This is a genomic window from Myxococcus sp. CA005 (assembly GCF_006518205.1).
In the GTDB taxonomy this organism is placed as follows: Bacteria; Myxococcota; Myxococcia; order Myxococcales; family Myxococcaceae; genus Myxococcus; species Myxococcus xanthus.
On the sequence record NZ_SRLV01000031.1, the window covers coordinates 1 to 24,379 of the forward strand.

A 24,379-nucleotide genomic window follows, 5' to 3' on the forward strand; every position below is an offset into this window, starting at 1 on the left:
GCCCCACGGCCACCACCTTCGGCGTCCCCGGCCGCCCCCAGTCCGCGTCCAATCAGACGGCCATCCTGACGGGAGACCCGGCCCCCGCGCTGCTGGGCCGCCACGTCCTCGGCTACCCCAACGCGCCGCTGCGGGGGTTGATGGCGGACCGCTCCATCATCCGGCGGCTGGGCGCGGCGGGCCGCACCTCCACCTTCGCCAACGCCTATCCCGCCCCCTATCTGGACGCGCTGGAGGTCCCCCGCCGGCCCAGCACCTCCCCGCCGGAGTTCGTCCTGACCCCGGAGTCGCGCCGCAAGGTGAAGCCCTCCGCGTCCAAGCTGGCCTTCGCCGCGGGGGGCATCCCCCTGCGGACGCTCGATGACGCCCGCGCCGGGGACGGGCTCACCCACGACATCACCGGCGCCAGCGCCCGAGCCTACGGACTGCCCGCGCCAGCGCGCACGCCCGAGGAAGCCGCCGCTGTGTTCTGGGACATTGCGTCAGGCGCGGACTTCACCTTCTTCGAGCACTACCTGGCGGACGAGGCCGGCCACGCCCAGGACTGGACGGCCGCCCTGGCCGCGCTGGACGCGTTCGACGCCTTCACCCGCGCGTTGGTGGCCACGCGCCCCGTCGAGGCCCGGGTGCTCGTCTGTAGCGACCACGGCAACGTGGAAGACCTCTCCACTCGGGGACACACGCTTCACCCCGTGCCCGTGCTCTACTTCGGCCCACCCGCGCCTGAGGTGGAGTCCTTCTCCACCGTGGCCGATGTCGGACGCGCGGTGGTTCGCTGGTTGGGTGCGGAGTGAGTCAGGAGTCACCAGCAACAAGGTGCCGTCGCGGCAGTCCCGGCTGGGCAGGGGTGCTGCTCGGCCTGAGTCTGCTCACCGGCTGCTACGCCTCCCAGAGCGCCCGCGTGCTCGTCAGCAAGGGCACCGGCGCTGGCATCGACGTCGAATACCAACCGCGCGACACCGAAGCGGCCGTGCAGGTGAAGCTCGCCGTCGAACGCGCCATTCCCCGTCTCCAGCGCTGGGGCACCTTCGACGACACCGTCACCATCGTCGTTCACCCCAACCACGCGGCGCTGGAGCGCGCCGCCAACCGCCCGGGGCATGACTTCCTCCGCGCCTGGGCGCGCTACGAGCAAATCGAGCTGCAGAGCCCTCGGACCTGGACGGCCCGAGGCGCCAGCCAGAGCCAGGTGGACGAACTGCTGCTGCACGAGCTCACCCACAGCCTCATGTACCAGGTGGCCTCGGACCGGCTCGGCTGGACACGCAAGCGGATTCCCCTCTGGTTTCGCGAAGGCATGGCCTCCTACACCGCCGAACAGGGCTACCGCGTCTCCAGCCTGGACGACCTGGAGCACTACTGGCGCCAGCACCCCAACGCCGACCCCTTGTCGCAAGCCGACGCGCTCTACCAGTCCGAGAGCGGCATCGTGTATGGCGCCGCCCACCACGCCTTCACCTTCCTGGCGCGCCGCTATGGCGAGGACACCATCCGGAAGGTGCTGCGCGGCATGAGCCAGGGCCCGGACTTCGACAGCGCCTTCCAGCGCGCCGTGGGCGTCACCCAGGAGAGCTTCCTCCAGGACTTCCGCCGGTACGTGCGGCTGCGCGGCTTCAAGGGCGCCAGGCAGCTCCACCCGGCGCGCCCCCGGCCTGCGAACCCCATGCCTCTCGCACCCTCACCTGCCCCTCAGTAAGGCGCGGCTGGGGCACGGAGGCGCGCGGCTACGGCTTCGCCGCCGGGGACTCCAGCGCCGCCGGGCTGGTGAGAATCGGCGGGCGGTCCTTCCCCTCCATGGTGCGCTGGAGCTCCAACTCCTGCAGCAGCATGGCCGGCGCCACGGTGGACACCGGGACGTTGCCGCTCTCCGCGCCGCAGAAGCCGTTGAAGACGCCGGGCTTCTGCCCCGAGGCGAGGATGCGGTTCACCGCCGACAGCGGCGTGCCCACGATTTCCACGCCGCGCACCAGCGTCTCCTTCCCCGTCTTCACATCCACCCGGTACACCATGCGCGGCACGCCCTTGAAGGCCTGGTAACCGTAGCCGGACGTGTTGGTGTTGCCCCCGGTGATGTCGCGGATGATGAGGCCAAACGGCTTGCCCTGGCGCTTCGCCTCGGCAATCAGACGCTTCTTCAACTCCGCGTCGCTCACGCCGTTCGTGCTCTCCACCATCAGGTTCGCCATGCGCGCCACCGGCTTCAGGTTGCCCTGGCTGCGGCCGTGGCCGTTCGACTGGAGGAAGCCCTCCACCGGTCGGCGCCCCTGAAGGTAGTTGCGCAGCACGCCCTTCTCCACCAGCGTCACCCGCTGGCCGCGCACGCCCTCCTCGTCGAAGAGGTAGTAGCCGTTGAGCGGCTCGTTCTGGAGCACGCGCCGCGTCGGGTCGTCGTGGATGGAGATGAACGACGGCAGCACCTGCTTGCCCACCTGGCCCTTGAACGTCTTGCCCTCGTTGTCACCTTCCTGCCGGTCTCCCTCCAGCCGGTGCCCCACCGCTTCGTGGAAGAGCACCCCGGCCGCTTCTGGCGCAAGGATGGCGGGCCCCGTGTACGGGTCGATGGCGGGCGCGGCGCGCAGGGCCAGCAGCTCCTGGATGACGTCATCCGCCGCCTTGTTCAGGCGCGCCACGTCCGGCAGCTCCGCTTCGGCGGGCACATAGAAGTTGCGCGAGTTGTCCAGCAGTTGCCCGTCCGGCGCCCGGGTGACGGCGGAGACATGCAGGCCGTACAGCGTCTCCTCGGTGATGATGCGGCTGCCTTCCGAGGACACGAACAGCCGCGTCACCTTGTCCTTGGTGACGCGCACCTCCGAGTCGAACAGCTCCGGGTGCGCGTTGAAGCGCGCCGACACGTCGCGGGCGACCTTCACCCAGCGCTCGCGGTCGAACGGAGCCTCCACCGGCGGTTCCACGTGCTTCACCGGCTTCTCGCGCGTGAAGGACGGCGGACGCTTCGGGTCCTCCACCGCGTAGACGTCCTCGCCCTTCTTCTTCAGGTACTGGAACAGCGCGGACTTGTACTTCTCATCGGTGATGAGCCACAGCGAGGTGCGCAGCGCCAACGGCGAGTCGTCCAGCGGGCCTTCCTTGCGTGACACATAGCTGGTGCCCTTGGTCGAGAAGCTGAACTCCAACCCCTCCGCCACCGAGCTGTCGAAGTCGTAGTCACCGACGCGCACGTCGACGTACAGCTTCCGCTCACGGTAGCCGTCGTCCATGAACAGCGCCCCGTAGCGCGCGGAGATCGCGTGCTGCTCGTAGTCCTTGAGCTGGTAGCTCATGAAATACGGGGGTTCGTGGTTCTGCATCTTCAGCTGCTGGTGATTGCGCGCCAGCTCAGCGGACATCGCCTCGAGCAGCTTCACGCGCGCATCCGGCACGGGCGCCGCCGCCGTCAGCAGCGCCGAGAGTGCCAGCAGGGGAAACACGGTTCGAAGGAGGGATTGCACGGCCCCGACACTAGCCCATCCCTTCCACGATACGAGCAGCTCCACGCTCACGGATGCCGCGAAGGCGGAATCCGTGAACGAGGGGCCCCCCGCTCGGAGGGTCGGTTTCCGGGCGGGCGGCGAATGACTGTCAGGCCTTCGTCACTTTCTCACGACCCTTGCTGACACCCTTGGTGGCGTTGCGCGTGTCGACGACGACCTTCGCGCGGTCCACCAACATGGCGTAGTCGATGTCCGAGTGGTCCGTGAGGATGAGGACCGCGTCGTACTGGCCCAGCGTCTCCGGCTTCAGCGGCACGGACTTCATCTCCAAGTTGAAGCCGTGGCCCTTGTGCAGCTCGGGGACGTACGGGTCGTGGTACGACAGCTCGGCGCCCTTCTCCGCCAGCAGCGTCATGACGCGCAGCGATGGACTCTCACGCATGTCGTCGATGTCCTTTTTGTACGCCGCCCCCAGGCAGAGGACCTTCGCGCCGTTGAGCGTCTGCTTGTTCTTGTTCAGCGCCTCCATCGTGCGCTGCACCACGTAGTACGGCATCTGCCAGTTCACCTCGCCGGCCAGCTCGATGAACTTGGTGTGGAACTCGTACTCGCGCGCCTTCCACGTCAGGTAGAACGGGTCGATGGGGATGCAATGCCCACCGAGGCCCGGGCCTGGGTAGAAGGGCATGTAGCCGAAGGGCTTGGTGCTCGCGGCCTGGATGGCCTCCCACACGTCCACGCCCATGCGGTCGCAGAGCATCTTCATCTCGTTGACCATGGCGATGTTGACGCAGCGGAAGATGTTCTCCAGCAGCTTGGTCAGCTCCGCCACGCGGGTGGAGGACACCGGCACCACTTCCTTCAGCGCGCTGCCGTAGAGGGCCGCGGCCATCTCGGAGCATTCGGGTGAGTAGCCACCGACAATCTTCGGAATCGTCTTGGTGTTGAAGCTCTTGTTGCCCGGGTCCTCGCGCTCGGGGCTGAAGGCCAGGTAGAAGTCCTTGCCGGCCTTGAGGCCGTTCTTCTCCAGCAGCGGTTTGAGCACCTCCTCTGTCGTCCCCGGGTACGTGGTGGACTCCAGGATGAAGAGCTGTCCAGGACGCACGTGCGGCGCGAGCGCCTCACCCGTCTGGATGATGTAGCTCATGTCCGGCTCACGCGACGCCGTGAGCGGCGTGGGCACGCAGATGATGACGCAGTCCATATCCTTCGCCTTGGCGAAGTCCGTGGTGGCCTTCAGCTTGCCCGACTTGCTCAGCTCCGCCAGCGGAGCGCCGGGGATGTGCTTGATGTAGCTCTCCCCCTTCTCGATTTTGTCGATCTTCCGCTTGTCGACGTCGAGCCCCATGACGGGGAAGCCCGCCTCCGCGAACGCCATCCCTAGCGGAAGACCGACATAGCCAAGCCCGACCACACCCACCCTCGCGTCCCGCTTCTTGATGCGATCCAGAAGCGGGCTGCTCACCATCACCCTCATCGTCCTCACCTCTCCTGATGCGACGTGCCGTTAAGACGGTCACGCCCCGACCCGACACTCAGCGGAAAACGACCCCCCACCTCAACCACGCCGGAGGCGTCACCTGCCCCCGGATCTCCACCGCCAGCGACGGCACCACCCGCCCGTACCCTGGCGAATACTTCGACGGCACCAACCGCGCCGTCAGTCCCTTCTCCAGCACCACCCAGGCGAGCGGGGCCCCTTCCGGCCCCAGTTCCACCACGAGCGGCTCGAACGACACCGGCTCTTCCATCACACGACCCGCGCGTGACAGGACCTGCACTTGAGGCGACACCACTCGCGCCTGTTCATCTGGCAGATGGAATCTGCCCACCACGTCATGCCGGCCCGTGCCCACGAAGCGGTCACGTCCGGCCAGAGCGCGCTCGCCCCGGTCCAGCCGGAACGTGCGCTCGATTCCCACGGGCGCGGGCAGCCGGCGGTAGCCGTCATGCCGCACCAACAGCCTGTCCACCGACTTCCCCGGCAGGAAGGCCACCACCCGCGCCCGAGCCTCCTCCGGCAGCGCGAACAACCGCGCCTCATCCAGGGGCGCCTGCTCCGCGCCATCCACCTGCACCGTGTTGTGCGCGGCCGTTCCGCGGAACCAGTTCCGCAACGCGGGCTCTCGCGTATAGGTGCCGGTGCCCGGATCCACGATGACGGGACGCCCGTCGACGTGGAGTTCGAAAGAGAGTTTGTCGTTGTGGCTGTGTCCCCCGACACCGCCTTGTCCCTGCTTGCCGGCGCTGACAGTGATAACGACACCCGCGCCGCGCAAGATGTGAAAACCACCCTCCGGAAAGCTCACCGACACGGGCTCCGGCGCGGGCGCGAGCGCGGCGAAACGCGCCTGCCCGGCGCGGCCCAGCAGCCACGCGGCCTCGTCCACGAACTCGCCGCCGCCCAGGCCCGCATCGCCGAAGAGCGCCGCGCCCAGGCCCACCAGATAGCCGTGCGCGTTGTCCTCGCGATCACGCAGCGGGAAGACGCGGCCGGAGTCGTTGTCGCCAATCTGTGGCGCCAGGCCCTGCTCGGAACACCACGCGCGCACGGCGTGGAACATGCGACGCAGCCGGGACTCGTACCTGGGCCCCAGTGGCACACCCGCACCGCGCGCGGCGAGGTACCCCAGCGTGAACAGCTCCACCGACAGGCGATGATAGGGAATGGAGCCCTCGAAGGACGTACCCTCGAGATGCACCTGCTTCTCCATCTGTTCGCGCAGCCCACCCACCGCCAGCGACACCTGCTGCGGCGCGCCCGGCAGCTCCGGGAAGAGCAGGCCCACCACCAACAGGCCCACGTAATTGGAGACCAGGTGGTTGTTGGGCACCGCGCCGCGGTCCTCCAGGTGGGCCTCCACCCAGGCGGTGTGCTCGGCCAGCGCGCTCAGCACCGGCACCAGGAAGTCCGGCCGGGCCACAGCGGGCGCGGCGGAGAACATGGCCAGCGCCTGCGCCAGGTTCGCGGCGCGCAGCGCCACCTCCATGGCGCATGTCCAGTGCACGCCCTGCCCCACGGGGTTCGCCTGGAGGAAGTCCAACACCTGCGCCACGAAGGCATCCGCCAGCCGCGCGCGTACGTCAGCGGCCGTCTCCACCCAGTACCCCTGGCCCAGCGCCACGACGCTGTCGAGCCGGCCCATCACCCACGGGTACTTCGGGTCGCTCCCCGCCACGGCGAGCGACAGGCGCTCCACGGGCTCCACCGGATAGCGGTGACCACTCACCGGATCCAGGAACCAGTCCACGGGACGGCCCTCGCCGAAAACCACCGGGGTGCCGAAGATGTCCCACTCCTGGCGAAGCGCGGCCTGGGCACGGGCCCGCGCGCGCTCCAGGCCGCCAGGCACCGAGGCGAGCGCCTCCAGCACCGACGCGCGCTGAGAGACTTCACACCAGATGCGTGAGCTGCGCTGGCCCAGCGCCAGCTCCACCAGCTCCACGCCATCCGTCGCGCCGTAGCACTCGAGGAGCTGCACCTCGTCCGCGCGCTCGCGCCGACGATAGAGTGCCTGCCGCGCCACACCTTGGACACGCCGCACAGCGCTGCGCGCCAGTCCGCCTGGTGCAAGTCGAGCGATCGCCGCGTAGTAATCGAGAGTCCCCATTCGCCCCTTCCGCCACCCGTGTCGGATGCCGTTAGCAAGTGCCTGGCCAGGAGCTGTTTCTTAGGAGTTGGGCGGGGTTGCGCGGTGCCCCCGTACCCCCTGACGGTAAAAAGTGGGGGGCTCACACGCCCTGAAGGGAAAAGGATTTCCGATTCGCGGGCGTCCGGCGCCCTCCCTGGGCAGCGTTGCGGCGCGTGCATAGCGTGCCCATACCTTCCCGCGTGCTGGCAGGTGCTCGGACGGGGTGGCGCATCGGCAACGAGTCCGATGCAGGGGTGGAACAGGCGCTCGCGGAGGTTGCCGAGCGTGCCTTCCGCTGTGGTGCTCGTGCGGGATTGGAGTCCTTGGTACGCGAGGCCCAGCGGATGACGGGCGCTTCCGGAGCGGCTTTCTATGACGGACGCGTCTGTGTCGCGGCGACAGGGGTCGTCACGGCCACGCGCGCCCGGGGAAGGAGGCGTCGTCGGCCGGCCCTGGTGGTGTGGCCCGAACGGCCCACCGGCCGGGATGCGCGGGTGCTCGCGCGAATGTCGGCGTTCGGCGCCGTACTGCTCGCGGCGCATGCCCGGGAGTCGGACGCGGCGGCGCGGCACGTGCATCTGCTGAAGACGCAGCGGCGATTGGAACGGCGGGTGGTGAACCAGGAGCACCGGCGCTCCCGGGCGTCACACGACCTCAGGACACCATTGATGGTCATCAAGGGATACGTGGACATGATGCTGAAGGGAACGGCGGGCGGGCTGACGGCCCCCATCCAGCGCTACCTGGAGCGCCTGCGCCGCTCGGCGGACGACCAGAGCGCCATCATCGAGCGCCGGCTGGCGAAGGTGCAGGACGAGGGCGTGGAGGACCTGCGCCCTCTGCTGCGCACGGCCTTCATCCCCGCCGCGCGCGGCCAGCGCATCATGGACACGACGATGACGCTCCCGGACCGGCCCGTGGCCATTCCGGGCCCCCGCGATGACGTGGAGCTGCTGGTGCGCGTGCTGGCCCGCACGGTGGCGGCGTCGGGCGCGCCCACGGCGGTGCGCGTGGAAGCTGCGGGGGACGCGAGCGTGTGGCAGCTGCGCATCAACATCCGCGGCGGCAAGCCGCTGCCGGAGAAAACGGTCACGCTGCTGCGGCACCTGACGCAGCGGCTGCGGGGTGGCCTCTCGTTGCCGGAGGAGACCGGCAACGGCTGGGTGGTCCACCTGCCGGTGGATGACACCGTGCCCGTGGCGCCTCGCGACGCGTGAGGCGCGGCGCCGTCAGGACACGGGCAGCAGTTGGCGCACCAGCTCCAGCAGGCGGCCTCGCTCCACCTCGCGCTTGACGAGGTACCCGTCCGCGCCCGCCTCCAGACCAGCGGCGCGGTCCTCGGGACTGTCGAGCGACGTCACCAGGATGATGGGCGTGCGGTGCAGCTGCGGGTGCGACTTGATTCGCCGCGCCAGCCCCACGCCGTCCAGCCGGGGCATCTGCCAGTCGCTGACCACCAGTTGGCAGGGCGTGCGCTCCAGGATGCCCCACGCCTCTTCACCGTCCGCCGCGGTCACCACCGGGTAGCCGGCAATCTCCAGCAGCGACTTCATGGCGAAGCGCGTGGTGAGCGCGTCGTCACACACGAGGATGCGAGGCCGCGCCGTCTCGCGAGCCACCGAGCGCGTCTCCGGCCGCGCCGCGCGCACCAACTCCGCGGCGTTGAGCACCGGCACCACGCGGCCGTCGTCCAGCACCGCCGCGCCCGCCAGGTGCCGCACGCCCTTGAGGTGGCGCCCCAGCGAGCGGACGACAATCTCCTGCTGCCCCACCACCTCGTCGATGGCGAACAGTACTTTGTCCTCGCCCACCGTCAGCAGCGCGGCGGCCTGCACGTTCCCGGAGTCCAGCGCCAGCGGCAGCCGGGGCAGGCCAATGGCCTCCGCCAGCGGCAGGAACGTGAGCTGCTCCCCATCCAGCCGCGCCACCACGCGGCCCGCGACGGTGCCCACGTCGTCCGGGTTCAACCGGAGGATGCGATTCACGCTGTCGGAGGGAATGGCGGACACCGTGGTGCCCGTGCGCACGAGCAACCCCAACGCCGCGGCCAGCGTCAGCGGCAGGTCCACGGTGAAGCGCGTGCCCCGGCCCGCCGTGAAGGCCACGTCCACCGAGCCCTGGAGCCGTTGCGCCGTCGCCTGCACCACATCCAGACCCACGCCCCGCCCGGACGTCGCGGACACCTGCTCCCGTGTGGAGAAGCCTGGCTGGAAGATGAGCCGCGCCGCCTGCGCGTCCGACAGCTTCTCCGCCTCATCGGCCGGCAGCAGCCCCCGCCGCACCGCCGTGGCGCGCACCCGGCTGGGTGACAAGCCGGAGCCGTCATCCTCCACCACCACCGCGATGCGCGAGCCCCGAGGCTCCACCCGCACCGTCAGCCGCCCCGCTTCGGACTTGCCCGCGACCCGCCGCTCCTCGGTGGACTCCAGGCCGTGGTCGATGGCGTTGCGCACCAGGTGCAGCAGCGGGTCCTTCAGCGCGTCGAGGATGCGCCGGTCCAACCGGACCTCGCCGCCCGACAGCTCCAGCGTCACCTGCTTGTTCAGCCGCGCGGACGTCTCGCGCACGGTGCGCCGCAGGGGCTCCAGCACCTGCGAGGCCGGCACCATGCGCAGGTCGCGCAAATCATCGCGCGCCACCTGGGCCACCAGCGTGAGCTGCTCACCGTCGCGGTGCGACTCCTTCGTCAGCTCCAGGAGCTGCTTCTGCAGTCCGCGCATCTGCGTCACGCCCGCGCGGAGTGGCTCCAGCGCAGGACCGCCGCCCGCCATCGCGAGCTGCGACGACGCGCGCTCCAGGTGCATGAGCACCTCGCGCATGCCGTCCATCAACACGCGGTGCGCCGCGCCACGCCGCGTCTGCTGCGCGCGTCCGGCCAGGAGCAGCTCCACCTGGAGCGCGATGGACTCCAGCGTCTTCACCGACACGCGCACCGTCTGGTCCGCCGGTCCGCGGGACTCCGTCGTGGCCGCAGCTCCCGCGGGCCCCTGTGCCGCCGCGCCTTCCACGGGCGCGGGAGACGGCGACGCGCGCAGCGAATGGACGGCGCGGGCCACCGCCCCTGCGCCACCCTCGGCCTCCAACGCCGTCCGCAGGTCCACCAGCGTGCCAGCCACGTCCGATGCGGCCAGCCCCGCGGAGTCACCGCCCGGCTCCATGCGCGTGAAGCCCAGCGCCGCGGCTTCCGCCAGCGTGGCCACCTTCTGCGCCCCGGCGGACTCGGCGGACGCCTTCAACGTGCGGGCCCGCTCCACCGCCGTGCGCACCACGGCCGCCCGGTCCGGCACATCCGGCGAGCACAGCGCGCTCAACCCCGCTTCGAGGAGGTCCAGCACCTCCAACGCCTGCGCGGCCGCGCCCGAGGCCGCCGTCTGGGGGACGGCCTCCGCGGACTCGTGGCCCAGGGCCGCCAGCAGCGAGGACAGTCCTTCCACCACGGGCGACTGTCCGGCGTCGCCACGGGCCATGGCGCCTTCGATGGCGGAGAGGCCGCGCAGCATGGCCTCCACCGTGTCGCGGGGCAGCCGCTCCTCCTGATTGAAGGTGGCCAGCCCGTCCTCGATGGCGTGCACCACCTGCTCGATGTCGTCCAGGCCCAGGCTGGCCGCGGAGCCCTTGAGGCTGTGGACCAGCCGCTTGAGCGACGGGAGCAGGTCCGGCTCACGCCCCTGCGCCGGGCCCTCCAGCCCCAACACCTTCGACCCGATGGCTTGAATCTGCTCGCGCGTCTCCGCGGAGAACACCGGCCAGATGCTGCGCAAGAGCTGAGGATCCATGGCGCGTGCCTACTCCCCTTCGGGCCGCGTGGCGGACGGGCCCCCGAGCTGCTCCAGGTCCAACACCGTCAGCCGGTCCGGCGTGAGGAACAAGAAGGGCCCGGGCGGAGGCTGAGACAGCTCCGCCTTCGGCAGTTCCTTGCGTCCTTCGACGGACTCCGCCGCCAGCCCGAACCCCTCTTCACTGTCATCCGCCTCGACCACCACCACCTTGCTGAGGTCCGACATGCCGCCCCCCTCCAGCCCCAGGAGCTGGCGCAGGTCCAACACCGGCACCACGCGCGAGCGGCTCACCAGCGCACCCAGCACGTGCCGGGGAGCACCGGGCAGCGAGGCGATGCCGCGCGCTTCGATCACGTGGTCCACGTGCTCGATTCGCACCGCATAGCGTTCGCCGCCCACCTGGAAGGCCAGCACGGAGAGCACCTCCTGGCGCTCCTCGTGGCGGGATTCAGCCAGGGCCCGGGCACGGGCGCTGAGCACCTCGCGACGCTTCTCGGGGCTCACACCCTGCTTGCCGTCCAGCAGCGAGTGCGCCTCGGTGAGCTGGCGTCGCAGCCCGGTGTAATCAATCTTGGCGTCGTCTTTCGACATGCGCTCAGTACCGGGTCGCAGGGAGCTTCAGGATATCGCGCACCTTCGAACGAAGGTCGTCCACGGACACCGGCTTGTTGAGGAAGGCGCTGGCACCCACCAGCTTGCCCTTCTGCCGGCTCGCGTCGTCCTTCAGCGACGTGAGCATCATGAAAGGGGTGTCGTGAAGTTGCCGGTCCGCACGGATCGCCGCGCACAGCGCGAAGCCATCCATCTCCGGCATCTGCACATCGGAGATGATGAGGTCCGGCTTGAGCTCCCGCGCCTTGGTCAATCCAATCGCTCCATTCGGAGCGTCGAAGAACTCCAACCCCCACCCCATCAGGTACACCTGAAGAAGGTTGGTGATGGTCTTCGTGTCTTCGACGATGAGCACCTTTGCGTTCATAACTGGTACCTACCCACCAGGTCCGAGAACCGTTTCGAGAGATTGGTCAGATTGCCTGACACCTGTTCGATGCGCCGGGTGCTCTCCACCGAGTCTCCCATGGCGGATGTCAGCTCGCTCATCGCCGTGGAAATCTGCTCCACGCCAATGGTCTGCTGACGCGTGTTGCCGGCAATCTGCCGCGCCGCGCCCGACGACTCGCGGATGACCTCCGACAGGCCCAGGATGGTCGTCCCCGCTTCGCGAGCCAGTTCCATGGCCGCCTGCGCCCGGCGGCTGCCTTCCTCCGTGGCGCTGACGGCCTGCCTCGTCCCCTTCTGCACTTCGTTGAGCAGGCCGCGCACCTGCTCCGCGGCGATGCGGGACTGCTCCGCCAGCGTGCGCATCTCCGTGGCCACCACCGCGAAGCCCCGGCCATGCTCCCCGGCCTTGGCCGCTTCAATGGAGGCATTGAGCGCCAGCAGGTTGGACTGCTCGGCCACGTCCTTCACCGTGCCGATGATGTCGCCAATCTGCATCGTGCGCTCGCTGAGGTCGGTGATGGACAGGGCAATGGCCTTCACCTGTTCGCCCAGCTTCTCCATGCCGGAGACGCTCTCGCTGACGACCTGCTGCCCCTCCGCGCTGAGGGCTTCGGACTTCTGCGTCTGGGAGATGACCGAGTCCGCGTAGGCCGTGGCCTGCTTGGACGTCTGGGCAATCTCCGCCACCGTGGTGCTCGTCTCATTGATGGCGGAGGCCTGCTGGTGGGCCATGGCCGACTGCTGCGTGGAGGTGGCCAGCACGCCCGCCGCCTCGCGCTCCATCTCCGCCGCCGCGCTGCGCAGATCCTGCAGCAGGTGGGAGAGCGCGTCCGTCATCACCGCGAAGCTGCGCGCCACGTCGCCAATCTCGTCCGAGCCCTGGAGGTCCACCTGCTGCCGCAGGTCCCCCGCCGCGATGCCCGCCGCCGCGCGCGCCAGCCGCTCCAGCGGCACCACGAGCATCCCGGACACCAGCCATGCCGCCACCATGCAGGCCACCAGCACGAGCAGGCTGATGATGGCCGTGAAGCGCGTGGCCTCCCGCAGCGTCTGACTCAGCCCCTCCTCGTGGAGCGCCAGTTGGAGGGTACCCAGCTGCGCGGTGGAGCCGGCCGCGAGCACGGGCGTCGTCGTCTCCACCAGGCCCGTGCCCTTCACGGACCTGCGGCGGAGCACCGAGGCATCGCCTTCGACGGAGGCCGGAGCCTGCGCCTCGCCGACGTAGCGCTCCGCGGCGGCCTCGCCCAGGAGGACGCCGTCCGCGTCATGGACGCGGACATAGGCGACCTCGGGCCCCAGGCTCAGCGCGCCCTGCACCAACTCCTGCAGCCGCTCCGGGTCGCGCTTCACGCTCAGCATGGGCGCCAGCGTCTTCGCCAGCTCCACACTCACCGAGTTGGCGCGGCGGGACAGGTCGTTGCGAAGCGCGTCGCCCATCTGCATCCACGTCGTGGTGATGAGGATGACGGCCACCAGCCCCCCCGTCGCCCCGGTGAGCGCGAGGATTTTCATCCGCAGACTGAGCCTGGTCCCCAGCGCGCGGCCCGGCGGTGTCAGGTGCGTCCCTTTGACGTCCACGTTGCCTCCCACCTCGTGAGGAGCGCGCGCCTCTCAGCGCACTCCAAGCCAGCCAGCCTGCTCGACTGGCGCCAGGGCCTGCCTCAGGCCGCCGGCCGTCATCGTCTCCACCCCACGCAGCGGGTGTTCATCATCCAGTCCATCCAGCGCGCGCAGGGCGTTCTGCCGCGCACGCTCCGCGTCCTCGGGCCGATCCATGCGCCCATAGAGGGCCACCAGCGTGGCGTGCCCCAGCGCCAACCGGGGCTCCAGGTACAGCGCCTTGCGAACCGCTTCCACGGCCCCGTTCAGGTCGCCACGAACCTCGGCCACCATGGAGAGCAGCAGGTACGCCTCGGGGACGAGCGCCTTCGCGGCCTCGCGCGCCAGCGCCTCCGCCTCCTCGAAGTGTCCCGCGCGCGCCGCGATGATGGCGCGCTCCAGGGGAGGAACCTCCTCGGCAGCGAGCGCATCCACGGCCACCGACCGCGGCACGGCCGGAGTGGCGGCGTCTGGCGTTGACGCGGCCCACGCAGGGCGCGACGTCCCGGGCTCGTTCAGAGATAGACGCCCCTCCGGCACGCGCGCGCGGCGCGCCCTTGAATCGTCCAGCGCCTGAGGCCACCCGGTTGGAGGCACCGGCGAGGCCACCTGATTGCGGCCCATCCCCAGGCGAGGAAGCCGCGACTCCGGCGTCACCGCGCGAGGCGCGCCCGGCACGGGGACCCGAAGCACCACGCTGCCCTCGGCGTCCACAGTCTCCAGCCCCAGACCGTTGGTCAGCGGAACCTCCGCCGGAGAGACGAAGAGCAGCCCGCCGGGGGCCAGCGCGGAGATGAAGCGCTTCAGCACCTCCTGCGCGAGCTCCGTCGGGAAGTAGATGAGCACGTTTCGGCAGAAGATGGCGCCCAGGCCCATGAAGGGCGGCGGGTCCACGGCCAGGTTGTGGCGCCGGAACTCCACGGCGTGCCGGACCTGGGGGATGACGGAGTAGTCGTCGCCGTTGGCGACCAGGAAGCGCTTCTCCTGCTCCGGCTCGATGCGGCGCAGGGACCACGGGCCGTACACGCCCTCCCTCGCGCGCTGGAGCGCCCGGCCCGACACGTCCGTCGCCAGTATGCGGAAGCGGCCTTCGGGCAGCCCCTCCGCCATCAAGGCCATGGCGATGCTGTAGGGCTCCTCGCCGCTGGCGCAGCCCGCGCTCCACACCTGGAAGCACGGGGCCGGGTGCGTCTGCGCCAGACGCGCCAGGGTGCGAAGGTGCTCCGGGTGACGGAAGAAGTACGTCTCGCCAATGACGGCGTGCTCGATGAAGCACTCCACCGCCGCGGCCTCGCGCACCAGCAGCTTGCGCAGGAAGGCGTCGGGCTCCAGGCCTCGCGAACGCGCGGCCCGGCCCAGCGCCGTCTCCAGCGAGCGGCGCAGGCTGCGCGCCAACGTCACCCCACAGGCCGACTGGAGGACGTCCTCGACCCGGGCCAGCGTCGCGTCGTCGAGCACACCCTCGCTCACGGCGCCTCCGGCCCCACGAGCACCGCGGCCGTCCGAAGCAACGGGCGCACGCCTTCGGGCGTCCGGCACAGCCCCGCCATCAGCCCGCTGGCATCCCACGGCAGCGGCGACGTCCCATCCGGCGTCCCGTCCACCAGCACCGGGGACTCCACCAAGTCGCGCACGCGGTCCACCAGCACGGCCACCGTCCGCGCACCGCCGCCGCAGACGACCAGGTGCGCATCCAGGGAGGCCTCTCGCTTCACCCCCAGGAGCGCCGCCAGGTCCACGACGATGGCCGGGCTGCCCCGGTAGACGAAGGTCCCCGCCACGTGCGCGGGCGCCCCGGGCAGCGGCTCCAGCTCCACCAGCCGCACCACCTCCTGCACCGTCTCCGCGTCCATCAGCGCGCTGGTCCCCGCCGCGTCCACCGCCAGGTACATCCCTGGAAGTCGCAGCTCACCCGCCAGCGACGCCAGCTCCTGCCGCAGCTGGGCCTGCTCCTCCTCGAGCTGGCTCAGCCGCTCCTCGACAGAGAGACGGCGCGACTGCGCGACCATGGAATTGTCTGGTGTGTCTGCCATCAGGGGAACTCCCGCCTGTCACTGAAGCGCGGGATTGGAGCACGCTAGTCTGTCCGACGAAGAAGCGTCAATGCGGGCTAACCGGCATTCACTCTCACACGATCGGCGAGTGATGGCGGCAACGGAAGGCATCAGACGTGCTGGATCGGACAGCCCACTGGTGCGGAGCGCTCGGCAGGTATGGTTTGATGAAGTGCGGCGACACTTCTGGAGAACCGATGTTGCTTGCAGTCTGGGGCTACGAATGATCAAGGGCGACTCGCCGAATCCCGAGGCACCCACTGGAACGGGCGCGGATCCTCTCATCGGGCGGAATCTGAACGGCCGCTTCAGCATCCTGGAACCGTTGGGCATCGGGGGCATGGGCAAGGTCTACCGGGCCCTACAGGCGCCGCTCGAGCGCGTGGTGGCGCTCAAGGTACTCAACCCCAGCTTCCCCAGCAGCCGGGACCCTGGCTTCCAGAAGCGCTTCCTGCGTGAGGCGTCGCTGACGTCCAAGCTGCGCCATCCCAACACCGTCACCGTCATCGACTACGGGCAGACGGACGACGGCATCTTCTACATCGCCATGGAGTACCTGGACGGCCGGACGCTGGCCCAGGTGCTGGGGCAGGTCGGCCCGCTGGCGTGGTCTCGCGCCATCGCCATCACCCAGCAGATCTGCCGCTCGCTGCGCGAGGCGCACAGCCAGGGCATCGTCCACCGCGACCTGAAGCCGGCCAACATCATGCTCCTCAACGAGCAGGATCAGGACCTGGTCAAGGTGCTGGACTTCGGCCTGGTGAAGTCGGTGGCGGCGCCCCAGGAGGGGCAACTCTCTCCTGAAATCACCCAGAACGGCACGTTCCTGGGCTCGCCGCAGTACATGGCGCCTGAGCAGGCGCGCAATGCCACCGACGCGCGCAGCGACGTGTACTCGCTGGGCATCGTGCTCTTCCAGATGCTGATGGGGCGTCCGCCGTTCATCGCGCGCGACCACATCGAGCTCATCTTCGCCCACTACAAGGAAGCCCCACCCACCTTCCAGCAGGTGCGGCCGGACCTCCACATCCCGCCGGAAATCGAGGCGGTGGTCCGCCGCTGCCTGGAGAAGGATCCGGCGCGGCGCTACCAGACAATGGACGAGCTGCTGGAGGGCCTGCGCGAAGCGAGCATGTCCGCGGGCGGCAACAGCGGCATCTTCAAGCGGCCCGGCGGCGCGACGACGACGGGCCCCTACCCGTCCCCCACGCTGTTCTCCAACGTGGGCAACAACACCGAATCCGGTGACACGCTGGCGGTGGACATCAGCGTGGAGGTGCCCCGGGACGTCAAGCGCGCCCGGCAGCGCACGCTGCTCACGGGTGGCCTGGGAGGCCTCGTGGTGGCGGGCCTCATCGCGGGCGGCGCGGTATTCTTCATGTCGAACAAGGAAGCGGCACCACCGGCCCCCGCGCCCCAGGCGGAGGCCCCGGCGCCTGTCGCCGCCGCACCCGCCGCGGAGCCGGCCGCCGAACCCGCTGCCGCCGCGAACGCGGGCAAGGTCCGCTTCAAGCTCATGAGCCAGCCCTCCGGCGCCCGCGTCTTCTACCGGGGCAAGGAGCGAGGCGTCACCCCCTTCACCCTGGAGATTCCGTCGGGACAGGATGGCTCCGTCACGGTGGAGCTGACCTTCGCGCTGGAGGGCTACCAGATGGAGACCGTCGTCACGGGCGGTACCGGCGAGGTGGTGCTGTCGCAGAAGCTGCAGAAGCGCCGGGGCGGCGCCGGCGGCAGCCGGCACGTCGAGGTGGCCTCCGTGAGCGCGGATGAGACGGCGGAGGAAGTCGAGCCGGTGGCCACGCCGGGCGGCATGTCCGCGCCGGTGATGCTCGCCCCCACGGCCTCGCCCGCCACGGAGCTCCCTGTCGCGGCGGCCGTCGGTGGCGCCACGGCCGCGGCAGCCGACGCGGCTCCGGCCAAGGGCTCGGCGACCGGGCTCGCGCTGCCGGTCCTTCCCACCGCGGCGGTGGCCTCCGCGCGTGGCGACGTGCTCCCCTACAACGAGGACATGCCTCGCCCGGAGATGGTCGACCAGGGCAAGGACATCATCTACACGCGCGAAGCGATGGCCGCGAAGTCGAGCGGCGTGATGATTGTCCGCTGCACCATCACCCAGCAGGGCCGCGTGGAGAAGTGCCGGATCATCAAGTCCGTGGCCCACATGGAGCGCGCGGTGCTCGATGCCCTCACGTCCCGGACCTACAAGCCCATCGTCTACAAGGGCTACCCGGTGAACGTGGACTACACCTTCAGCATGCGCCTGGTGGCACCGCGCCGCTGAGGATGCATTGCTGACGGCCCCCGCCGGACCCAGCGCACATCAGGGTCCGGTAGAGGGCACCACGGGAGGCGCGGGAGGAACGGCCGGCACATCGCCGCCGGGCGGCACGCCCCAGTCCACCACCGGCCAGCCCCGCTTCCGGGCGTGGCGCCGCAGCCGGTGGTCCGGGTGGACGGCCACGGGCCGCCCCACCACCTCCATCACCGACAGGTCCGAATACGAATCGGTGTAGAAGGCGCATGCCGAAAGTGCCACGCCCGCCTCGCGCACATAGGCCTCGGCACAGACGCGCTTGCCCTCGCCGAAGCAGATGGTGCCCAGGGCGCGTCCGGTGTGGAGGCCCGCGCCATCGACCTCGAAGCGGTTGCACAGCACCGCGTCCAGTCCCAGCTCCCGCGCCACCAGCTCCGACAGGTAGCCCGTGGACGACGTCAGCAGGACGAGCCGCTCCCCGGCACGCCGGTGCGCGTCCAGCACGGCCCAGGCCCCGGGCCGATAGAGCGGCCGCACCTGTTCCTCGTAGAACACGGCGGTGCGCTCCTGGAGCGGCCTCGCGGGCGTACCGGCGAGCTGGGCAATCGCGCGCGCGACGGCGTCCTGCATGGACACGAAGCCCAGGTGGTAGCGCGCAATCCAGAGGCTGGCGCGCAGCGCCTGGAAGCGGGAGATGTGCCCCAGCTCGAGCTCGCGGCGAATCCACAGCGAGCCCGAGTTGGCGGCGATGAGCGTCTTGTCCAGGTCAAAGAATGCGACGGCCACGCCAGGACCTCTAATCCCGCCGGAGGGATGCCGCAGCACGGACCGCACGCCGCCGCACACGCGTCAGGACGAGCGCGGCCAGCCCCAACGCCACCGGTCCCGGCGCCGCCGCGCAGCCGCTGCCCCGGCCGTCCGCCTTCAACGCAAACCCCGCCCCCTCCCGCACGAAGCACTGGGTGGGCGGCAGGTGACGCGGGTAGATGTCACAGAACCCGGCGGCCGACCCCGGGTCGATGACACGCTTGCGCGTCTCCCCCGGCGGCGCGGTGGCCTCCATCGTGGCGCCCGGGACGAAGACATGGTCCAGGCCCACCACGTGGCCAATCTCATGCGTCATGGTGTTCTGGATGTCCGTGGCCACGCAGTCCACCGAGGGCTCGCCTTCACACACCGGTGAGTCCACCGTGGTGAAGAGGAAGCCGTAGCCCCGTGCCGGCTGGGACGCGTTCAGCTCGATGTCCGAGTCCAACACCCGCCCGTCCCGATAGGAGAACGTGGACGTGGTGAGGCCGATGGTCCCAGGCGGATGCTCCCAGCACTGGTAGACGTTGCCGCACGTCTCTTCGGTCCAGCACGCATCATCCGCCGGGGCAACCTCGTGGCACGACGTCTCCCGGAACGTGATGATGTTGTAGTTGTCCCGGGGACGCGTCTCGTCGTAGCCCACGGCGATGGGCGCTCGCCAGTCCTCGCCCCGGGTGAACCGGTAGTCGCTGCACCCGTCGGAGATGTTCCGCCACGAGTCGAAGGACGCCTCGATGGCCGCCACCTCGGAGTCTCCAGGCGTGCGCGCGCTGCCCGCCGCATCTAGGTGGTAGACATACTCACGCACCGGCCACACCAGGCACAGCGGGTGCCTGGGCACCACGGTGCGGCGGTAGGACGGCTCCTCCTCCATCTGCGCGTGAGCGGAGGTGGCCAGGCACGCGGCCGCGAGCGCCAGCGCCTTCCTCACCGGACCGCCTCCTCGCGACGGCGGCGGCGCGCCAGCCACAGCGACCAGACGGCCACCAGCGACAGCGCTCCACCCGGCCCCGCCGCGGAGCAGCCTCCAGCCTTGGGCCCCAGTTCGATGGACGTCACCGGGTGGAGGCACGACTGGCTGGCCTGCCCCTGGGGGTAGGCGTCACAGACAAAGCCGCGCGAGCCCGAGTCCACCACGCGCTTGGACACCTCTCCCGGCGGCGCGCTGGGGTTCATGGTGGAGCCGGTGGCGCGCGTGTGGTCCAGACCGATGAGGTGGCCGACCTCGTGCGTGGCGGTGTTCTGCACGTCGGTGGCCACGCAGTGGGTCGTCACCGGCGGGAAGCATGTGCCGCCGTTCGCCGTCGTGAAGGAGAAGCGCGCCGCGTTGAAGGAGATGTCCGAGTCGTAGATGATGCCCGAGCGCTCGTCGTACGTGGTGAGGGTGATGGCGATGGTGTTGTCGTCGTCATCCCAGCAGTCATGTGTGTTGGCACACGTGTCGTCGGCCCAGCACGCATCGGTCGCGGGCACTACGGAGTTGCAGTCCCGGGTCCGGAACAGCACCAGGTTGGTATTGGTTCCCTGGCGCCGGTAGCCCACCTCGCGTTCGTCCACGCGCGGGCCTTCCACCAACGTGAGGTTGCCGCACTCGGCGAAAATGTCCTGCCAGCTCTGGAAGGAGGCGCGAATCGCGTCGAACTCGGAGTCGCCCGCCGTGTCCGGGTTGCCGTAGGTGCTCTGGTTCCAGACGACGCGATTGGACGTCCAGTAGAGGCACTGCGTGCGCGTGTCACCCGCATCGACACGGCTGCGGACGTAGGGGTCCACCTGGCCCAGGGTCAGGGCCAGCATCAGGGGCGCGAGCGGCATCACGGCGTCTGCTCCCCAAGGGCTTCACGGATGGCGGCCTTCAGCTCCACCAGCGTCATGGACTGGAGCGCGGACGCGGCCGGCTTTCGGGTGACGGGGTCCAACAGTTGCGACTCGGTGGGCTCCGGGACGGCCAGCGCCGTCTTTCCCTCACGCTTCACCTGGAACTTCCCCTGCGCCATGTCGGAGACGCGGAAGGCACGGGGGCCGCGCTTCTGCAGGAAGACCACCACCTCCTCGCCCGGCGTGAAGGACGCCAGGCCGTGCACCACCTGGCCAATGTCCCCCATGCGGCCCCCGGGCTGGGTGACGAGCACCGTGCTCCCAGGCTGGCCCTTGAGCGACTCCGTCACCTGGATTTCGACGTCGGTGAGGATGCGCATCTTGTCGCCGCTCCAGCGGCTCTCCACGCGCCGGACGACACCGTGGACCACGGTGTCCGCGCCTACCGCGAGCCCGGACAGGTCCACGCGGAGCTGGGTGGTGGCGGTCGCGGGCACGCCCACCAGGAGGACAGCCAGGAGCAACGTGCGAACTACCTGACGAATCGACATACGAGTTCTCCCTGGCCATCCAACTTACTCCAGGAATGCCCCTCCGCGTTGACCCTCCATCCTCGCCCTGCTAATCCGCGCGCCCGTATGCCTCCTGCCCTTCGCGTCCGCTTCGCTCCCTCGCCTACCGGCTACCTTCACATTGGCGGTGCCCGTACGGCGCTGATGAACTTTCTCCAGGCGCGGCGCCAGGGCGGCACCTTCGTCCTTCGCATGGAGGACACGGACCAGGGCCGCTCCACCCCGGAGTCGGTGCAGGCCATCCTGGACGGGCTGAACTGGCTGGGCATCGACTGGGATGAGGGCCCCGGTAAGGAAGGCCCCTACGCCCCCTACTTCCAGATGCAGCGGCTGGACACCTATCGCAAGCACGCCGACCAGCTCATCGCCGAGGGCAAGGCCTACCGGTGCTACTGCACGAAGGAGGACCTCGACGCGCAGCGGCAGGTGGCGGAGAAGGCGGGCGGCGCGTTCAAGTACCCGGGCACCTGCCGCGAGCGGACCGAGCCCCCCGCCGGCCGCAACGCCGCGGACGCCGTCATCCGCTTCAAGATGCCCGCGGGTGACGGTTCCGTGTCCTTCACCGACAAGGCGCTGGGCACCATCACCAAGACGCACAGCGACCTGGATGACTGGGTCATGATGCGGGCGGACGGCATCCCCGTGTACAACTTCGGGTGTGTCATTGATGACCACCTGATGGACATCACCCTGGTCGCGCGCGGCCAGGAGCACGTCAACTCCACCTTCCCGCAGCTCATGCTGTACCAGGCGCTGGGGTGGACGCCTCCCGACTTCGCCCACCTGCCGCTCATCCTGGGCCCGGACCGCGAGAAGCTGTCCAAGCGCAAGCACCCGGAAGCGGACGTGATGGTGCACAAGCGCAACGGCGTCATGCCGGAGGCGCTGCTCAACTTCGTCATCCGCCTGGGCTGGAGCCACGGCAACGACGAGGTCATCAGCCGCGAACAGATGCTCGAGTGGTTCGACTTCAGCGACGTGGGCACCACCTCCGGCGTGTGGAACCCGGAGAAGCTGCTGTGGCTCAACCAGCAGTGGATGAAGCAGTTGCCGGTGGAGACCGTGGTGGAGCGGCTGCTCCCCTTCCTGGAGGCGAAGGGCATCCAGGCGAAGGGCGACCCGCGGCTGGAGACGCTGGTGCGCACGCTGCGCGAGCGCTCCAACACCCTGGAAGACATCGCCACCACCGCGGCCAACGTCTACTTCCGCTCCGGCATCACCCTGGACGAGAAGGCCGCCACCAAGCACCTCTCCGGAGAGTCCCTCAACCTGCTGCGCAAGGTGCGCGAGACGCTCACCGCGCTGCCGGAGTGGTCGGTGGAGGCGCTGGACGGCGTGGTGAAGCAGGTGAGCGAGGCCTCCAGCGTCGGCATGGGCAAGGTGGCGCAGCCCATCCGCGTGGCACTCACTGGCAACACCACCAGCCCGGGCATCGGCGAGACGCTGGTGCTGGTAGGCCGCGACGAATCCCTGCTGCGCATCGACGCGGCGCTGACGCGCGGTTGAGCCATCAGGCGCAGGTAGCGGTGGACGTCAGCAGCGCAGGCCCCTATCTTTCGGACCCATGATGCGTGCCCTTGACAGCCTGAAACGTGGTTTCTATAAGGCGCGCCCGCTCGGAGCGGCGCTGGTGGCGCTCTGGGCGGTTTCAGCGGGCGCCGAAGTCATCAATGGCGCGCAGTTGCCGGATGGGTCCAAGCGGGTCGGTGAGAATCGCTACCGGTCACCCAGGGATTTCGATGGCACGCTGGAGTACTACCGCGCGGTCTACTCGACGAGCGGTTACCCTCGCCGGCAGATCGTGAACCAGCCGGGCGTCAAGGCGGTTCACATCAGCAACCCCTCGGGGAAGAACTTCGCGGGGCTGAACATTTACGAGGCGAACGACGAAGTTCGCATCTACATCGTCCCGACCCAGCAGGCAGCCAAGCCCGCCAAGAAGCCGGAGACGACGAAGAGCAGGAAGAAGTAAACGTCGCACCGAAGTTGTTGCAGTCCCGAAGTGGTATTGGTAGAGAAGCGCCGCGGTCGAGCAGGTCCTTGGGGAATCGTCTAACGGCAGGACAGCAGACTCTGACTCTGCTTATCTAGGTTCGAATCCTAGTTCCCCAGCTTGTAGTCCCGCAGTTGCAGTGCTCGTTGGTCCGAAGCAACCTGAGCAGGACGAAACAAAAGGGTTGACGAGGGCAGACGAAAAAAGGTAGAAATCGCGGGCAGTTAGCGGCGGTTGAAACAAGTATCGGCCCTGTCGTCTAGCGGTTAGGACGGAGCCCTCTCACGGCTCAAACTCGGGTTCGAATCCCGGCAGGGTCACACTGAGACGCCCACCTTCTGAAAAGAAGGTGGGCGTTTCGCTTTGCGGGCCAGGTGTTGGTGGCGCGAGACGGCCCTCCGGCGGGGCCCGGCGCCTCTCTCGAGGCGGGGCCCGCGCGTTCCTGCTCACGCTTCGACGGGGTACTTCAGGGCAACGGCGCGGCGATGCTCTGCCGGAAGGCGGCGAGCGCCGCGGCGAGCCGATCTTGCGCCCGCTGCACGCCCCGGCGCAGCAACAACATGCGCACCTTCTCCGGCAGCGCGACGGCGCCCTGGCTGGTGCCGAAGCCCACCAGGTCCATTCGCAGCGTAATCGCCTCCAGCAAATCACCCAGGTCTGCCTGGGGACTGGCGAGCAGCAGCACGTCGGGCGGTCTGCGCTGAAGGCGCTCGGCCAGCGTGCGCCACTGGGGGTCGCCCGTCTCCACGATGACGACGTCCACGCGCTCCAGTTCGGGGGCATAGGGCGGCAGCTCCACCGCCTCGAAGCCAGCGTCCTGAAGAACGGTGACGGTACTCGCGCTGCCCACGACGGCCACGCGGCCATTGAGGCCCAGGCGCACCGCTTCCTCGTAGGCGCGCAGCTCCGCCTCCAGGGCTTCGTAGGCGCGCTCCGGCGCGTCCTGACCGGAGGCCAGGAGAGCCGCGGCCTCGCGGGCCACCTCCCGGGCCTGCTCCCGCACGAGCAGGCCCGCCGTCCGGCGCTCCAGGGCGGCGCGCACCTTGGCGCGCAGCACCCGCAGGTCGTCAAAAGGCTTGAGGATGTAGTCACTGGCGCCCGCGGCGAAGGCGGCGACGACGCTTTCGGAGCTGGCGTAGCCGGTAATCATCACCGCTTCCAGGGACGGCTGGAGACGGCGCGCCTCGGCGATGAGCTCCACGCCGCCCATGCCGGGCAGGTTCTTGTCCGTCACGAGGACGTCGAAGCGCTGCTCGGCCAGCAGCGGGAGGGCATCCTCCGCGCTTGCGGCCAGCGTCACCACCAGGTCGGCATCTCGCTCCAGAAGGCGGGCACAGATGTCCAGCACGACGGGCTCGTCATCCACCACCAGCACCGTCGAGGCGAGCGTCCCCCCTTCCCCTCCTTCACCCTCACCGGTTTCGAACGGGAACTCCAT

Annotated in this window: 20 protein-coding genes and 2 tRNA genes; 8 read left to right on the plus strand and 14 right to left on the minus strand. The window is 69.5% G+C overall.

The window, feature by feature from the left end:
* A partial coding sequence (locus FMQ63_RS15870) for a metalloenzyme (protein ID WP_141276657.1) occupies positions 1 to 794 on the plus strand: 794 nt, incomplete at its 5' end.
* Positions 791 to 1,696 carry a DUF6055 domain-containing protein gene (locus FMQ63_RS15875; RefSeq protein WP_011552759.1) on the plus strand — a complete coding sequence of 302 codons (906 nt, stop codon included), beginning with the start codon at positions 791 to 793 and terminating at the stop codon, positions 1,694 to 1,696. The genes FMQ63_RS15870 and FMQ63_RS15875, both read left to right, overlap by 4 nt.
* Before the next feature lie 28 nt (positions 1,697 to 1,724).
* Here the strand turns inward: FMQ63_RS15875 and FMQ63_RS15880 are convergent, their stop codons facing one another.
* From FMQ63_RS15880 to FMQ63_RS15890, 3 genes are all read right to left on the minus strand, one after another.
* Positions 1,725 to 3,500: a TldD/PmbA family protein gene (locus tag FMQ63_RS15880; RefSeq protein WP_011552758.1), complete on the minus strand. Its 1,776-nt coding sequence runs from the start codon at positions 3,498 to 3,500 to the stop codon at positions 1,725 to 1,727.
* Positions 3,501 to 3,579: 79 nt separating this feature from the next.
* Positions 3,580 to 4,899 carry a nucleotide sugar dehydrogenase gene (locus FMQ63_RS15885; protein ID WP_011552757.1) on the minus strand — a complete coding sequence of 440 codons (1,320 nt, stop codon included), beginning with the start codon at positions 4,897 to 4,899 and terminating at the stop codon, positions 3,580 to 3,582.
* Positions 4,900 to 4,966: 67 nt separating this feature from the next.
* Entirely contained in the window at positions 4,967 to 6,958 is a 1,992-nt protein-coding gene (locus tag FMQ63_RS15890; RefSeq protein WP_020477655.1) for an alginate lyase family protein, read from the minus strand.
* A 305-nt stretch (positions 6,959 to 7,263) separates the two neighbouring features.
* Here FMQ63_RS15890 and FMQ63_RS15895 point away from each other — a divergent pair, with 305 nt between their 5' ends.
* A complete protein-coding gene (locus FMQ63_RS15895; protein ID WP_228556432.1) occupies positions 7,264 to 8,280 on the plus strand; it encodes a histidine kinase dimerization/phospho-acceptor domain-containing protein in 1,017 nt (338 codons plus the stop codon).
* 12 nt (positions 8,281 to 8,292) lie between these two features.
* Here FMQ63_RS15895 and FMQ63_RS15900 read toward each other — a convergent pair whose 3' ends face one another.
* Genes FMQ63_RS15900 through FMQ63_RS15925 form a run of 6 tightly spaced genes read right to left on the minus strand, consistent with a single transcriptional unit; the run spans position 8,293 to position 15,476 of the window.
* Entirely contained in the window at positions 8,293 to 10,839 is a 2,547-nt protein-coding gene (locus FMQ63_RS15900) for a response regulator (protein WP_011552754.1), read from the minus strand.
* A 9-nt stretch (positions 10,840 to 10,848) separates the two neighbouring features.
* The gene (locus tag FMQ63_RS15905; RefSeq protein ID WP_011552753.1) at positions 10,849 to 11,433 is read right to left on the minus strand and encodes a chemotaxis protein CheW; all 585 of its coding nucleotides are present in this window, start codon (positions 11,431 to 11,433) and stop codon (positions 10,849 to 10,851) included.
* A 4-nt stretch (positions 11,434 to 11,437) separates the two neighbouring features.
* Positions 11,438 to 11,821 (minus strand): PleD family two-component system response regulator, encoded by a 384-nt coding sequence (locus FMQ63_RS15910; protein WP_011552752.1) that lies wholly within the window; start codon positions 11,819 to 11,821, stop codon positions 11,438 to 11,440.
* Positions 11,818 to 13,434 carry a methyl-accepting chemotaxis protein gene (locus tag FMQ63_RS15915; RefSeq protein ID WP_011552751.1) on the minus strand — a complete coding sequence of 539 codons (1,617 nt, stop codon included), beginning with the start codon at positions 13,432 to 13,434 and terminating at the stop codon, positions 11,818 to 11,820. The genes FMQ63_RS15910 and FMQ63_RS15915 overlap by 4 nt, the downstream gene beginning before the upstream one ends.
* A gap of 21 nt (positions 13,435 to 13,455) precedes the next feature.
* Entirely contained in the window at positions 13,456 to 14,913 is a 1,458-nt protein-coding gene (locus tag FMQ63_RS15920; protein ID WP_011552750.1) for a protein-glutamate O-methyltransferase CheR, read from the minus strand.
* Positions 14,910 to 15,476: a chemotaxis protein CheW gene (locus FMQ63_RS15925; protein WP_011552749.1), complete on the minus strand. Its 567-nt coding sequence runs from the start codon at positions 15,474 to 15,476 to the stop codon at positions 14,910 to 14,912. The genes FMQ63_RS15920 and FMQ63_RS15925 overlap by 4 nt, the downstream gene beginning before the upstream one ends.
* Positions 15,477 to 15,720: 244 nt before the next feature.
* Between FMQ63_RS15925 and FMQ63_RS15930 the strand changes: the two genes are divergently transcribed.
* Entirely contained in the window at positions 15,721 to 17,778 is a 2,058-nt protein-coding gene (locus tag FMQ63_RS15930) for a TonB family protein (protein WP_011552748.1), read from the plus strand.
* Between the two features lie 39 nt (positions 17,779 to 17,817).
* Here the strand turns inward: FMQ63_RS15930 and FMQ63_RS15935 are convergent, their stop codons facing one another.
* The 4 genes from FMQ63_RS15935 to FMQ63_RS15950 are packed head-to-tail and all read right to left on the minus strand — an operon-like array spanning position 17,818 to position 20,927.
* Positions 17,818 to 18,537, minus strand: a complete 720-nt coding sequence (locus tag FMQ63_RS15935; protein WP_020477653.1) for an HAD family phosphatase — start codon at positions 18,535 to 18,537, stop codon at positions 17,818 to 17,820.
* Between the two features lie 10 nt (positions 18,538 to 18,547).
* Entirely contained in the window at positions 18,548 to 19,531 is a 984-nt protein-coding gene (locus FMQ63_RS15940; protein ID WP_011552746.1) for a myxosortase-dependent metalloprotease, MXAN_2677/MXAN_2678 family, read from the minus strand.
* Positions 19,489 to 20,376, minus strand: a complete 888-nt coding sequence (locus tag FMQ63_RS15945) for a myxosortase-dependent metalloprotease, MXAN_2677/MXAN_2678 family (RefSeq protein ID WP_011552745.1) — start codon at positions 20,374 to 20,376, stop codon at positions 19,489 to 19,491. The genes FMQ63_RS15940 and FMQ63_RS15945 overlap by 43 nt, the downstream gene beginning before the upstream one ends.
* Positions 20,373 to 20,927 (minus strand): hypothetical protein, encoded by a 555-nt coding sequence (locus tag FMQ63_RS15950; protein WP_011552744.1) that lies wholly within the window; start codon positions 20,925 to 20,927, stop codon positions 20,373 to 20,375. The genes FMQ63_RS15945 and FMQ63_RS15950 overlap by 4 nt, the downstream gene beginning before the upstream one ends.
* 87 nt (positions 20,928 to 21,014) lie before the next feature.
* Here FMQ63_RS15950 and gltX point away from each other — a divergent pair, with 87 nt between their 5' ends.
* The 4 genes from gltX (at position 21,015) to FMQ63_RS15970 (ending at position 23,261) form a co-directional block, all read left to right on the plus strand.
* A complete protein-coding gene (gene gltX / locus FMQ63_RS15955; RefSeq protein ID WP_011552743.1) occupies positions 21,015 to 22,454 on the plus strand; it encodes a glutamate--tRNA ligase in 1,440 nt (479 codons plus the stop codon).
* Positions 22,455 to 22,512: 58 nt separating this feature from the next.
* Positions 22,513 to 22,920, plus strand: coding sequence for a hypothetical protein (locus FMQ63_RS15960; protein ID WP_011552742.1), 408 nt, complete (start codon positions 22,513 to 22,515; stop codon positions 22,918 to 22,920).
* A 69-nt stretch (positions 22,921 to 22,989) separates the two neighbouring features.
* A tRNA-Gln gene (locus FMQ63_RS15965) sits at positions 22,990 to 23,060 on the plus strand.
* A gap of 129 nt (positions 23,061 to 23,189) precedes the next feature.
* A tRNA-Glu gene (locus tag FMQ63_RS15970) sits at positions 23,190 to 23,261 on the plus strand.
* Between the two features lie 146 nt (positions 23,262 to 23,407).
* Here FMQ63_RS15970 and FMQ63_RS15975 read toward each other — a convergent pair.
* Complete coding sequence (locus FMQ63_RS15975; RefSeq protein ID WP_216608785.1) at positions 23,408 to 24,379, minus strand: response regulator; 972 nt, start codon at positions 24,377 to 24,379, stop codon at positions 23,408 to 23,410.